Origin of the sequence: Paroceanicella profunda (assembly GCF_005887635.2) — a bacterium.
Taxonomy (GTDB): domain Bacteria; phylum Pseudomonadota; class Alphaproteobacteria; order Rhodobacterales; family Rhodobacteraceae; genus Paroceanicella; species Paroceanicella profunda.
Map to the genome: position 1 here is coordinate 1,561,054 of NZ_CP040818.1, position 12,800 is coordinate 1,573,853.

The following is a 12,800-nucleotide window of genomic DNA, read 5'->3' on the forward strand; positions in this document are numbered from 1 at the left end:
CATGCCGCCTGAACGGGTGCCCGCCTTCGGACCCCCGGCCCTTCGTGGGAGCGCCAGCCGTCCACCGCAGCCCGCGTCACAGTCCGGTTCCGCCGCGTGCCGCCTGAACGGATGTCCGCCGCGAGACCCCAGGCCCTCCGCGGGGGGCGGGCCGTTCGCCGGAACCCACGCCTCAGGCCGAGTCGCCTGCAGGTCGCCCGAGCGCGCGCCCTCCGGCGGCCTCCCGCGAGGCCTGCGCGCGGTTCCCGGCGCCGCGCCGCGATGGCGGGCAGGGGGCGGGCCGGCCGTGCCGGGTCAGCACAAGCGGCTGAGCATGTCCTGCGGGGCTGGGGCGGAGCCGGGCAGCAGCGCGGGGGCGATCCCGGGGAGCGGCGGATCCTGATGCGCGGTGAACCGCCCGCGGCCGTTGCCCTTGGAGAGGTAGAGCGCGGTGTCGGCGCGCCGGATGCGGTCTTCCACCGGCAGGGCCGCGCGGGAGTCGCAATAGCCGATGCTCACGCTCGGCCGGATGATCCCGGCGCCCACGTCGATCTCCGCGCAGAGCGCGCCCAGCATGGCGGCCATGTGCTGCTCCACGTCCACCGCCGCACCCACGGCCTGCCAGAGCACGAACTCGTCGCCGCCGATGCGGAAGATCCGGTCTCGCGGGCCGGTGGCCATGGCCCGCAGCCGCGCGGCGACGACCTGCAGAACGGTATCGCCGACCTGATGGCCGTGGGTGTCGTTGATCTGCTTGAAATCGTCGAGGTCGATGCACGAGCAGATGATGTTGCCGTCTTCCCCCGTCCTCTCGCCGCCGCTGCGCTTTGCGGAAAGCTCGGCGAGCGAGCGGCGGTTCTCCAGCCCGGTGAGCGGGTCATGCCGCGCCGCCCAGTCCAGGCTGCGGTTCAGCCGGAAGGCGCGCACCGAGCTGGTGGCGAACACCCAGAGGAAGACGGAGAAGGCCAGCACATAGGTGATGATGGCGGTGGACAGCAGCAGGGCCGCGTTCGGCGCCCCGCCCAGCAGCAGGCCGAGCCGTGCGAGGAAGGCGGCGGAAATGGCGGCGAAGGGCAGGGCCAGCAGCGCCCTGCCGCCGAAGGCCTGCAGCGAGGCCTGTTTCCAGACCGCCCAAGCGAACCAGCCGCTCAGCGCGCCGTTGATCGCCGAACTGGTGAGCAGCAGGAACGGGATGCTGCCGGTGGTCAGCGCCGCCCCGCACTGGAACAGGGTGATCCCGACCCAGGCGGCGACCCAGGGCGCGCGGCGCGGCGGAAGCCCGAGCAGCGAGAGCACCGACAGGAAACCCGCGATGATCCCCCCGATCACGCCGGAGAGGATGAGCGTGACGTTGAGCCAGACGTAGACCCGGTCGTTCAGCGCCAGGTGCAGGGTGCTGGAGAGGAACATCAGGTGCGCGACGATGAGTTCGGCAAGCCCGTCCTGCCGCCCGTCGCGCAGGCGCTTCCAATTGTCGAGTATCAGGATGAGGAGCGAAAGAAGGACGAGGATGCAGGCGATGGAAACGACGATACTCAGATCGACCTTCCGGTTTATGGATGCGTAATCCATGCGGTCAGCACATGGTCCGAAGAGGGTCGGGACAGTTCGTTACCACAAACACCTCATGCGCTTTCGCCTGGAAGAATACCGCTTCACCTGCCCGATACTGCGGGCTGACCCTGAATACTGGCGGATTTTTACGCAGATCCCGCGCGTTGCGCAAGCACTGCCGCATCGCCCGGCCCCCGCGCGAAAATACCGCTTCGCAGCCGTCCGCGAAAGAGCCTGATGAGGTGCAGGGCCGGGGCGCGGCAGGCGGACGTCAGGAGCCTGACAGGCATCCGGGCGACGCCGCGGTCCGGCTGGCTGCGCTGAGGGGTCCGGACGCGAGGCTGGGTCCGACTGCGCCGGAGGAGGCTGGCCGAGGGATCGTTCCCGGCCACGCCGACAGGTCCGGCAAGGCGGGCTGTGCCCGGAGTGACCGGGCGGGCCGCCGGGGGGCTGTCACCCCCGGAGCGGGGGGTGACGCCGGGGTCAGCGCCGGTCGGAGATGTTCACGACCAGCAGCATCAGCACGCCCCAGAACGCGGTGAGCGCTCCCACGGCCAGGAAGCTCAGCAGCAGGCGCTGCGGATATTGCGGCTCCTGGCTGAAGGTGGGCTGGATGTGGGGCGCGAGATAGCGGCTCTGGCGGCGCGCCTCGATCCGGGCCTCGTCGAAGGCCTTCTGCGCGGTCACGTAGGCTTCCTCGGCGAAGCCGAGATCGGTCTTCAGTTCCTCGAACTCGCCCACGGTGCTGGCCAGCGGGATGTCCCTGTCCGGGTCCTCGCTGGTGTTGCCGATCTTGGCCTTCTCCGCCGAGATCTGCTCCTCCACCGCGCGGATGCGCCGGTCGGCCTGCGCGATGCGCGGGTCATTCTGCCGGGTGACTTCGGTAAGCTCGGCCCGGTCGATCAGCGCCTCGGCGAGGTTCTGCTGCAGGGCGGTGAGCAGCGCCATCTGCACCGCGACGTCCTGCGTCGGGTCCGCCGTCTGCATCTTGTCGCGGAACTCGCGCAGCTTCAGGCGGATCTCGCGCAGGCGGGCCTGGGCTTCCTCCACGTCGGTGCGCGCGTAGCTGATCGCGTCCTCGCGCGCCTGGGTGGACAGGGAGTTCACCAGCTTCGAACTTTCGTCGAGCACGCCCTGGGCGATGTTGCGCGCGTCCTCCGGGGTGAAGGCCAGCGCGGTCACCTCGATGAGCCCGGTGGTGGCATCGTAATCCACCGTGGTGGCCCAGTTCCAGTAGTCCACCAGGTCCTCGATCGAATGATCGGTGCCGAAGGAGAACACCTCGTCATCCGGGCGCTTGTTGTAGATGGTGCGCAGGTCCAGGTCCTTGTCCAGGGTCTGGACCATCTGCTGGCTCTGGATGAACTGGTAGAGGATGTCGCTGTCGGACGGGCCGGTGACCGACGGCAGCGAGACCCCGCCGATGTCGGAGACCGACGGCGTCTCCTCCGAGCGCACGGAGAAGGCCACGATGGAGTGATACTGGTCCGCGGCCTTCTCGTAGAGGTAGTTCACCACCACGGCACCGGGCAGCACCACCAGCAGGAGGAAGCTCAGCGGCAGCAGCCAGGCCGGGGTGCGGCGCGGGCGCCGTCCCGCCGGGGGCTTCTTGTTGCGCATCTTGTTGCGGGGTTTCACCGGCGCGCCGACCCCGGTTTCCAGCGGGGTGGTGAGCGGCTTGTCCCGGACCACGGTGAGGTCCCTGCGCTCGGCGGTCACGCGCGGGCGGGGCAGATCGTCGTCGTCGTCATCCTCGTCGTCGTCGTAGGTGCGGCGCGGCGCAGTGCTGCCGGCACCGCTGACCGGGGGGGAATCGTCGGCGGCCTCGGCGGGAGCAGCCGGCCCTGCGGCCGCGGCGGCCGCCGCCGCGGCGCGTTCCTCCTCGCGGGCCCGCAGCTCGGCCTGGCGGCGCGCGGCGATCTGCTGGCGGATTTCATCCCAGTTGTCCGTGCCGGGGCCGGGACGGGGAGAGATGCCGGGGCGCTCCCGGCCGGGCGTGGCAGAGCCGGCAGTCGGGGAGGGGGCCGGGCCACCGGGCTTGCCCGCCGGTGCCGCGCCCTCCGCGGCCGGCTCGCCCGAGCCACGCTCGCCGACCAGCTTGCGCCGGGCCGCGGCGCGCGCATCCTGGCTCACGCCGGGGCGGCCCCGGCCCTGTCCGCTGCCGGCCTGGCCCCCGCCTGACTGTCCGCCGCCTGCCTGTCCGTCGCCTGCCTGTCCATCACCGCGCTTCTGGCCCTGTCCGCCACCGGCCTTGCCGTCCTTGCCCTTGCGCCGGCCGGCGGCGTCGTCCCGCGCCGCGTTGCCGCGCGGGGCGGGTGCGCCGCCCTCTGCCGCGCTGTCGCCCGGCAGGATCCCGCGTGCGGCGTCATCGGGAGCGACTGTGCTGCGCTGGGTGTCATCGGAGGCGGTGTCGCCCTGTTCCCGGGCCCGGCCTGCGCCGGGCTCGCGCCCCGCACCGCCCTGCCGGTTCCGGCCGGCGCCCTTTTCGGAGCGCTGGCCGCCCTGGCGGTCCTTCCAGGGGACGCGGGGGCCGTCGCCGACGCCGGGGGCCGCAGCCGTGCCGTCAGGGTCCGGGCCGGAGGGCGCATCGGGGGAGACACCGGCCTCGTCCCGGGCGGTTTCCCCCTGCTGCCGCTCGGGCCGGGTTCCCTGCGCCGCGCGCCGGGGCACGTCGTTTCCGGGCTGGTCCGTCTTGCGACGGTCCGCCTCTTCCGGCGCGTCCTTGCGCGTGTCCTCGGTATCGTTGACCAATGTGCGGTTGTTCCCATGCGCCGGTTATGTCATATCGCGAACGCGTCCCCGCGCCGGACCACGCCGCGAAACATGCCCTGCTTATGCTATCTTGACCAGGGAATTGCAATTGCGGCTTGCCCGGTGTCATGGTCACAACCGGGTCACGAGACGAGGAGCCAGGCCAGATGTCAGATACTGACGCACCGTTGTCTCCGCCACCGCCAAGCCTGGGAAGCCCGCGGCTCCAGTGGCTCCGGGTGCAGTTCGCGCTGATCCTGCGTGAGATGACCACCACCTACAGCAAGTCCACCGGCGGCTATCTCTGGGCCATCATCGAGCCGCTCGGCGCCATCGCGCTGCTTTCGCTGGTGTTTTCGGCCATGGTGCGCACGCCCTCGCTGGGCACCAGCTTCATGCTGTTCTACGGCACCGGCTACATCACCTACCAGATGTACTCCCAGCTGCACAGCAGCGTGAGCGGCGCGGTGAGCTTCAACCGCTCGCTGATGCAATACCCCGCCGTCACCCCGATCGACGCGGTGATCTCGCGCGCGGTGCTGAACTTCCTCACCCTGTGCATGAGCAGTTTCCTGCTGCTCACCGGCATCGTGCTGACCCAGGGCGTGCAGGTGAACCTGGACCTCATCAACGTGCTGTCGGCCTTCAGCATGGTGGCGCTGCTGGGAACGGGAATCGGCACGCTGAACTGCGTCCTGTTCAGCTTCTACCCCAGCTGGCAACGGGTCTGGAGCATCATGATGCGGCCGCTGTTCATCCTGTCGGGCATCTTCTACCTGCCGGAGGACCTGCCGTCCCAGGCGCGGGCCGTGCTGGAATGGAACCCGATCATGCATTGCGTGGCCCGCATGCGCTCGGGGTTCTACGGCACCTACCACGCCGATTTCGTGGACCCGGTCTATGTCTGCAGCATCGGGACGGTGACGCTGGTGATCGGCCTCTACCTGCTGCGCCGGCACAAGAGCGCCATCGTCAATCCGAAGTTCTGACCGGCCGAAGTCCTGACCGGCCGAAGGTCGTGCGGGTCGCCGTGGAGGGGCTTTCCGTGGAGGGGCTTCCCGGGGGGCGGCGCCGCCACGGACCTGTGCAGGGTTGACCGCCGGGCGCGGCGGGGCGATGTCTTCCCACGTCCCACGTCCCACGTCCCACGTCCCACGTCCCACGTCCCACGTCCCACGTCCCACGTCCCACGTCCCACGTCCCACGTCCCACGTCCCACGTCCCACGTCCCACGTCCCACGTCCCACGTCCCACGTCCCACGTCCCACGTCGCGGGGGTGGCGCGTGGGTGTGGAAGTTGCGGGGCAATGGGGGGCAGGCGGTGGTGCGCGGCGCTTCCCGGGATGATCGGGAGCCGCGCGCGGCGCCGGCCGCCGGCGGGGGCGGCCGGTGGCCTTCAGCGCCCCGCTGTCAGGGGCGCACCTGGCGCAGGCCGCGCCAGAGCCGCGCGGCCGCGGCCATGAAGGATGCCGGGCTCTCGCTGCGCATGGCGATCACCAGCGGTTGCAGCGCGCCCTGAACGCCGCGCGGCCGCACTTCCGGCACGCCGTGGCGCAGGCCGACGTCGATTTCCTCGACCAGCCCGACCTCCTGGTCCGGGCACAGGAGGGTGAGCGCGCCGTCCGCGTCGCAGGCCCGGGCGAACATGAGCGCGCGCAGCGCCGTCGCGGCGCGCGGCTCCAGCCCGGCGCGCAGCGCCACGTAGGCGGGCCGGCTCTCCTCGAGGAACCGCGCCATGCGGGCGGCCTCGAACAGGCCGGCGAAGAGCGGCGCCACCGGAGACTCCGGCAGCTCCCCGCCCAGCCGCTCCAGCGCCGAGCGGGGCAGGTAGCCGGGGCCGCAGTCCGGCACCGCGGCGGCGAAGCCCGGCCGGTCTCCGGCCAGCACCGAGCCCACGAAGGCGGGATCGAACGACCAGGCCGCAGGCCCCGCGGTTCCCAGCGACAGGTCGGCATGGCTCACATGCGTGCTGCTGTAGGCCTCCATCGCGGCGGCCAGCCCGTCGAAGGCGTCGAAACACGGGTCGGCAAGGCTGCGCACGCCCTCGGGCACCTCCAGCGCGCCCCGCGGCGAGGTGACGACCACCAGCGCCGCCTCGGGCAGCATCTCCGCGGCCACCAGTGCCGCGAGGGCATCGGCGTCGGGGGCATGGACATGCAGCATCCAGGCGCCCGGCGGCACCGGCGCATCGCGCGGCGGGGCCAGCATCACGTGGCCGGAGGCGGGAACCTCGCGCTCCACCGGCTCGCCGGCGCCGATGCGCAGGGCACCGATCGGGCCGCCGTTCACCAGCATCGCGGCCACGGTCGCGGCGCGCACCTCGGGGCTGCCGCTGCGCGCGAGATGCGCCCATTCGGGCACGGTGGCGGCGGCGGCGGCCAGTTCGGCGGGCGGGCGCTCCAGCAGCATGGTGCGCAGCTGCGCCTGCTCGGCGGCGCTGCGGCGGGCCTCCTCGGCGAAGCCGATCAGCCGCGCCACGTAGGTCTCGAAGGAGAAGGCGATCTCCAGGTCGGAGCGCCGGCTGCGGAACTCCGCATGCACCCCGGACAGGCCGGCGCCGAGCGCGGAGATTTCCTCCGCCGCCGCGGCACTGTCGCAGAACGGCACCGCGCGCACGCAGAAGCCGAAGCGGTCGGTGAGCTCGGCGATGCCCGTGGCGCCCTGGAAGCACACCACCGGCACGTCGCGCATCAGCGCGTCCAGCGCGATGTTGGGGAAGGGGTCCAGCCGGGAGGACAGGAAGAACACGTCCGCCACCTCCCAGAAACTCTCCAGGTCCGGCTGCTCCTCGAAGAAGGCGAACCTGTCGGCCAGCCCGCTCTTGGCCACCTGGTCGGCGAGATAGGCGGAGACGATCATGTCGTCATCCGGGCGGTAGTTGCCGCCCACCCAGATGAAGCGCCACTCCTGCCCGGGGTCCTGCGCCAGCCGGGCGGCGGCCTGCAGGAACAGGTCCACCCCCTTGCGCGGCTGCACCCAGCCGCCGCCGAACAGGATGCGCACGTCCGGCCTGTCGGTGAGGCCCAGCCGCTCGCGGATGGCACGGGGCGTGATGGCGGCGGAATCGGAGCGGCCGGTGCCGTTGTAGCCCTGGTGGGCGATGCGCATCGTGCCGGGCAGGGTGGCGAGGCCCATGTGGCTCATCTCGTCGGCCACCGCGTCCGCCACGATCTGCGCCGGGAACACCGAGATGTCGGCGTTGAGCACCATGCGCGAGAGGCTGCCGCGGGGGTAGACGTAATTCGCGAAGTCATGCACCAGCAGCAGCGCGGGGATGCCGGCCAGCTTCAGCGGCTCCAGCGTGGCGCCGGAGATGGCGGAGTTCACCACGGCGAAGTCGATCCCGCCCTCCGCGCGCATCTCCTCCAGCAGCGACACGCCGGTGAGCACCGGGGGAAATTCCATGATCATCCGGGTGGAAACTTCCGCGAAATCCGGGGTCAGCGGGCCGGTCTTGCCCAGCCAGGTGATCACGTCATGGGTGGCGGAGAGGGCGCGGGCGATGTTGAGCGCCACGATGGGCGCGCCGGTGAAGCTCGCCTCGTGGCTCACCACGATGGCGCGCGGCCGGCCCGGGGTGGCGCGCTTGCCCCCCGGCGTGGAGAGCTTGCGCCGCGGCAGCGCCTTGGTGGGCGGCACGGCGCGGCGGCCCTCGTGGCGGCCGTGACGCCAGAAATGCAGCAGCGGGTTCACCCGGGCGGCCTGCAGGTCGCGGTAGGTGGCGAGGTAGAAGCCGGTGTGGAAATCCGGCGAGGTCGGCAGCCCGCGCTGCACCCCGCGCAGGATGTAGTGCAGCAGCGGGTCGATGCGCTCCGGGTCGATGCCGGCGAGGGCGGAGTAGCAGCCCGGGTCGAAGGCCTCCACCTCGCTCAGCGCCTGATAGGCGGCGGCCAGCTCGTGGATGTCCTGGAACATCCACTGGCGCTGCCGGTTGCGCAGGAAATAGGCGTAGGGCGCGCAGGAGATGCCGGCGCGACGCATGTAGGTGTCGCGCAGGAAATCGCCGTCGAAGCGCTGGCGGGGCTCGGCGCCCAGCGGCGCGCCGTGCAGCACGTAGTCGCGCACCGTGTCGGCGTGCACGGGCTTGGTTCCGAGCGACCAGAGGTAGTGCCGCCGGTCGATGCCGGCGCGGGTGCGGATCAGCCGCGTGTCGGCCTCCGCGCGCAGCGCGTTGGGGTAATGCCCCAGGGCCTGCCCGCGCAGCACCCAGTCGATCAGCGGGTCGCCCTCCGGCGCGTCGGACAGGTAGGTGCGGCGATAGAATCCGGGGTCGAAATCCGGGCTCGCGGCGGGGCGGCGGCCGGGCGGCGTGTCGAGGTAGCGCGCCACCAGCTCGGCGCGGCTGCCGCGCGCGCCGGTCTGGCGGGCGAAATGGCTGGAGCTGAACTGCCGGCTGCCCATGAGCAGCGCCGCCAGCTCCTCCGGGGTTGCGGGGGGCTCCCGCTCGGTCATCTCCGGCGGGGTGGCCTCATGCGCGAGCAGCACGGAGAGCCGCCCGGCGATATCGGCCGAGGCGCTGGCGGACAGGCCGGTGCGGCGCCCCTCGTCATACCCGTGGCGCACGAAATGCACGAAGGGGTTGATGTCCGCGGCGCGGATGTCCGGGTAGCGCTGCAGGTATTCCGTCGTGCTGAAATGCGCCGAGGGGTCCTTCCCCTCGCGCCAGCCCTTCGTCATGTAGTGGGTTTCCGGGTCTTCGCCGGAGTCTGCGACATCCGGATAGTGGGCGAGGTAGAATGTCGGATCGAATACCCTTGGGTCCACGTCCACTTTGTCCCGCATGGCATTCCCTTGAACAGACCGCGTTATGCCCGGTGCCTGCTGCTCACATCGGGCGTGCGGAACACTAGCGGCTCCCGTCAGGGATGCCTAGCCCGAGATGGTAAATCCGTCGTCAGCGCGGCCCGCTCCCCGCAGGCCGCGCCGGCCATGGCCCCCTCCGCCGCGCCGCATCCCGGCCGTCGCATCCCGGAGATCCGGTGAGGCGCTGGCCGGACTGGAAATCCGGCGAGGCGTCGCCCGGCCCGGAGATCCGGCGATGTGCCGCCCGGGATGGAGATCCGGCGCTGCTTCGCCCGCCCCCCGCGCGCCGTGCCGGCCCCGCCAGTCCGTCCCGGTCCCCGTGATCCGGAAGACCAGCGCACCTGTGCCGGGGCTCCGGCACGAGTGCGCGACACGGGCGGAGCCGGGCGGGCCGGCACGGCGCGCGGGGGGGCCGGGCGCGCCGGCGCCGGCCTGGCGGGCAAATCGCCGGGCCGCGGCGCACCGGGGCGATTTCCCGGGGTGACACGCCGCTCCGGGGGAATATATTGCCTATGTACGCGGCAGGGGCTACCCTCAGGCCGCTGCACAGTTGAAAGCGGGTCTGGATGCCACTGATAAAGCCGAGCAGGATCTGCGTCCTCGGAGCAGCCGGATTTATCGGACGCCATGTCGTGTCCGAATGCCTCTCCCGCGGCAACACCGTCGTCGCGGTGGATATCGTGGAGCGGATGTCGCCCCATCTGGCAAATCACTCCCGGCTCGAGTTCCGGCAGGGCGCGCTCACCGACGAAGCCTTCGTGCGCGACGCGCTCACGGGCTGCGACGCGGTGATCTGCCTCGCCCCGTCCAGCCTGCCGGCCACCTCGAACGCCGATATCGCCGGCGAGGTGATGGCCTCGGTCCATGCCACGATGAAGATTGCCGAGATCGCCTGCGAGCTGGGAGTGCGCAACTTCGTCTTCGCCTCCTCCGGCGGCACGGTCTACGGCATCGACAGCCCCGATGCCCTGCCCGAGACGGCCCCCACCCAGCCGCGCAACGCCTATGGCGTCTCCAAGCTCGCCATCGAGCATTACCTGCGCGTGTTGCGGGACCTGCGGGGCATGCACACCGTCTCGCTGCGCATCGCAAATCCCTATGGCGTGGGGCAGAATGCCGGCAACGGGCAGGGGTTCATCGCCATGGCCATGCGCCGTGCCTTCGGCGGCGAGAGCATGTCGATCTGGGGGGATGGCTCCGCGGTGCGGGATTTCATCTTCGTGAAGGACCTCGCGGAGGCGATCTGCGCAGGGGTGGATTACACCGGCCCCGAAGCGGCGATCAACATCGGCTCCGGCCTGGGCTATTCGCTGCGTGAGGTGGCGCGCATGGTCGAGAGCATTTCCGGCCGCACCCTCGAACTGGTGTTCGAGCCCACCCGGCGCATCGACGTCGCGCATAACGTGCTCGACATCTCTCTCGCCTTCCGCGAGCTGGGCTGGCGCCCGAGCACGGCGATCGAATCCGGCCTGCTCGCCACCGCCGAATGGTGGGAAACCCGCCGCATCTCGCAGCAGACCTGACGGCGCCGCACCGGCCACCCGCGGCCGGCAGGGGTCAGGCGGCGGCCATGTCCCAGGCCTCGGAGGCGATGTCCGCGTAGACGTCCGACACCGCCTTGTAGAGCGAGATGTCCAGCGCGTTGTTCGCCAGGATCCGGGCGTGAAGATCGGCGGTCATCTCCACCGCGTTCTCCGCCGTGGAGGGTGTCACGCGCGATTTCGCCTGCGGGGCGGAGCCGCCCCACATCATCCGCGACATCAGCAGGTAGCTCAGCGGATAGCGCTCCTGCAGGCCGATGAAGGCGTAGCGGCTGAACAGCAACTCGCGCGCGGCCTCCGGGGCGATGGTCACGGTGCCGAACAGGTAGCGGCTCATCTTGTTGGCTTCCAGCGGCTCGTCCACGAAGGCGTCGATCGTCGGGTAGCGGGTGATGAAATTGCGCCAGGGCGGGTGCATCTCGGTGCGGCAGTAGCGGTATTCCGACACGATGCGCGACACCGGGTGGCGCAGGTAGGTGAAGAACGACACGTCCGGCACGGCCCTCGCGATCTGCCGGATATGCGGCGCGAACACGTGCCCGGAGGCGGAACGGCATTTCAGCGCCATGCCGCTCTCGATGAACTGCGTCACCGCGGCGCTCATCATGTCGCCGGTGAAGGAGGTGTCGGGCTGGTAGTCGATCGCCATGTTGCGGTAGGGGCGCAGGCGGGTTGCAAGCTCCTGCGCGAGCGAAGAACCGGCGGTCTTCGGAATGTGGTGCAGGAACCACAGGCCGGTTTCGGTCTTGTGATCCTCGATGTACTGCACGACGTGGCCTCGCTTGAGGTCGCTGAAACTCATCCTTTTCCCCGGCTGGCTGAACTCCCGCAATCCTTACCTGCTGGGGTCGCGGAGGCAAGCCCCAGATGCCGCCCGGCCGGCGCGCTCCGACTTGACTTCACCGCCCCCGTCACTATCAGTCTGGAAGCCGTGCCTCCCGCCCGGATGAGGATGCCGGGGGGCCGGCACGTCCGGCTGAGCGCATTGAAAGGATCACTGCCATGACACTGAAGGAGCTCGCCGATCGCGTCAGCGCCGAAAGCGGCGTCACGCCCCGTGACGCACAGCGTGCCCTGCGCGGCTTCTTCTCGGTGCTCGACACCGAGATCGAGGCATCCGAAGTGGTGTTCCTGCCCGGGTTCGGCCGGCTGATGAAGCGCCAGACCGCCGATGGCAAGGAACGCATCGTCCTCGTGCGCCGCAAGGCCGCCGGCGCCGAGGCGGAGGATCCCGCGTGACGGACGCCGGACTGACCGACGCGGGCGGCGAACCGCTCACCTTTGCCGATTTCCGGCCCGGCCGCATCCGCGACTACATGGAAGCGATGCGCAAGGCCGACATGTGGGTGTTCCAGCACATCCCGAAGACCGCGGGGTCCTCGCTGTCGGCGGAGCTGGCGCGCCATCGCGGCCCCTACCGCAACATCCACATCGCCTACATGGACCGCTCGAGCAGCATGATCGACCGGCGTGACGCCGCGACGCAGCAGTTCATCGACGACCTGGGCAAGGAGCAGCTGCGCTCCGCCTCCGGCCACCTGCGCTTCGAGAACGTGGAGAGCATCCGCGAGGCGATCCCCGGCGTGCACCTGTTCACCTTCGTGCGTGACCCGGTGGAGCGGGTGATCTCGGAGTACCACTACTCGCGCAGCCCCGAACATGCGGACCCGGCCGGCTTCATCGCCCGCTTCCCCACGCTGGGGGATTTCGCGCGCTCCTCGGAAGCCACGAACAAGATGGCGGTGTTCATCGCCGGCCGCCGGCGCATCGCGCCCGCGCACCTGCCGGCCTTCGCCTTCAAGCGCTTCCATTTCATCGGCAGCCAGAAGCTCTACACCCCGAGCTACCGCATCCTGTCGACCATGCTGTGGCATCCGACGAAGCAGAAGGCGGCGCTGCGGGTGTCCGGGCGCAAGAACGCGGCCGACGAGGTCGACCCGGAGATCCTCGAGATCATCCGCGACAACAACCGCGCCGACCAGGCGCTGTACAACGCGGTGCAGATCGCCTTCCGCAACGTCCGCGAGGAGCTCAACGAGATCCTGAAGGAATATGCGGAGGAGTGGCGGGCGAAGAACCCCCGCGCCGACGCCGACACGGACACCGTCGACGCCTCGGACTGACGGGCGCTTCGCGCGGCACCCATCGGCCGCGCGCAGGCCCCGCAGCCCG

8 protein-coding genes are annotated in these 12,800 nt (G+C 70.7%); 4 read left to right on the plus strand and 4 right to left on the minus strand.

Annotation, left to right across the window (positions count from 1 at the left end; translation table 11 throughout):
- Nucleotides 1–294: 294 nt before the first annotated feature.
- Nucleotides 295–1,551 (minus strand): GGDEF domain-containing protein, encoded by a 1,257-nt coding sequence (locus FDP22_RS07020; RefSeq protein ID WP_138572390.1) that lies wholly within the window; start codon nucleotides 1,549–1,551, stop codon nucleotides 295–297.
- A 465-nt stretch (nucleotides 1,552–2,016) separates the two neighbouring features.
- Nucleotides 2,017–4,284 (minus strand): hypothetical protein, encoded by a 2,268-nt coding sequence (locus FDP22_RS07025; RefSeq protein WP_138572389.1) that lies wholly within the window; start codon nucleotides 4,282–4,284, stop codon nucleotides 2,017–2,019.
- 167 nt (nucleotides 4,285–4,451) lie between these two features.
- On the opposite strand from FDP22_RS07025, the gene FDP22_RS07030 reads away from it, so the two are divergent.
- Nucleotides 4,452–5,273, plus strand: a complete 822-nt coding sequence (locus tag FDP22_RS07030; protein WP_170317616.1) for an ABC transporter permease — start codon at nucleotides 4,452–4,454, stop codon at nucleotides 5,271–5,273.
- 421 nt (nucleotides 5,274–5,694) lie between these two features.
- Here the strand turns inward: FDP22_RS07030 and FDP22_RS07035 are convergent, their stop codons facing one another.
- On the minus strand, nucleotides 5,695–9,066 hold the full coding sequence (locus tag FDP22_RS07035) for a glycosyltransferase (RefSeq protein ID WP_138572387.1): 3,372 nt from the start codon (nucleotides 9,064–9,066) through the stop codon (nucleotides 5,695–5,697).
- A gap of 653 nt (nucleotides 9,067–9,719) precedes the next feature.
- Here FDP22_RS07035 and FDP22_RS07040 point away from each other — a divergent pair.
- Entirely contained in the window at nucleotides 9,720–10,610 is an 891-nt protein-coding gene (locus FDP22_RS07040; protein WP_170317617.1) for an NAD-dependent epimerase/dehydratase family protein, read from the plus strand.
- A gap of 34 nt (nucleotides 10,611–10,644) precedes the next feature.
- Here FDP22_RS07040 and FDP22_RS07045 read toward each other — a convergent pair whose 3' ends face one another.
- Nucleotides 10,645–11,430: a sulfotransferase family protein gene (locus FDP22_RS07045; protein ID WP_138572385.1), complete on the minus strand. Its 786-nt coding sequence runs from the start codon at nucleotides 11,428–11,430 to the stop codon at nucleotides 10,645–10,647.
- 200 nt (nucleotides 11,431–11,630) lie between these two features.
- On the opposite strand from FDP22_RS07045, the gene FDP22_RS07050 reads away from it, so the two are divergent.
- Both FDP22_RS07050 and FDP22_RS07055 read left to right on the plus strand, forming a co-directional pair.
- Nucleotides 11,631–11,867: an HU family DNA-binding protein gene (locus FDP22_RS07050; protein ID WP_138572384.1), complete on the plus strand. Its 237-nt coding sequence runs from the start codon at nucleotides 11,631–11,633 to the stop codon at nucleotides 11,865–11,867.
- Nucleotides 11,864–12,751: a sulfotransferase family 2 domain-containing protein gene (locus FDP22_RS07055; protein ID WP_138572383.1), complete on the plus strand. Its 888-nt coding sequence runs from the start codon at nucleotides 11,864–11,866 to the stop codon at nucleotides 12,749–12,751. The genes FDP22_RS07050 and FDP22_RS07055 overlap by 4 nt, the downstream gene beginning before the upstream one ends.
- The last annotated feature ends 49 nt before the right edge of the window (nucleotides 12,752–12,800 follow it).

Excerpts from the sequence above, each read along its gene's own strand:
- FDP22_RS07050 (WP_138572384.1), top strand. The coding sequence starts at position 11,631 with ATGACACTGAAGGAGCTCGCCGATCGCGTCAGCGCCGAAAGCGGCGTC.
- FDP22_RS07035 (WP_138572387.1), bottom strand. The coding sequence starts at position 9,066 with ATGCGGGACAAAGTGGACGTGGACCCAAGGGTATTCGATCCGACATTC.
- FDP22_RS07030 (WP_170317616.1), top strand. The coding sequence starts at position 4,452 with ATGTCAGATACTGACGCACCGTTGTCTCCGCCACCGCCAAGCCTGGGA.
- FDP22_RS07045 (WP_138572385.1), bottom strand. The coding sequence starts at position 11,430 with ATGAGTTTCAGCGACCTCAAGCGAGGCCACGTCGTGCAGTACATCGAG.
- FDP22_RS07020 (WP_138572390.1), bottom strand. The coding sequence starts at position 1,551 with ATGGATTACGCATCCATAAACCGGAAGGTCGATCTGAGTATCGTCGTT.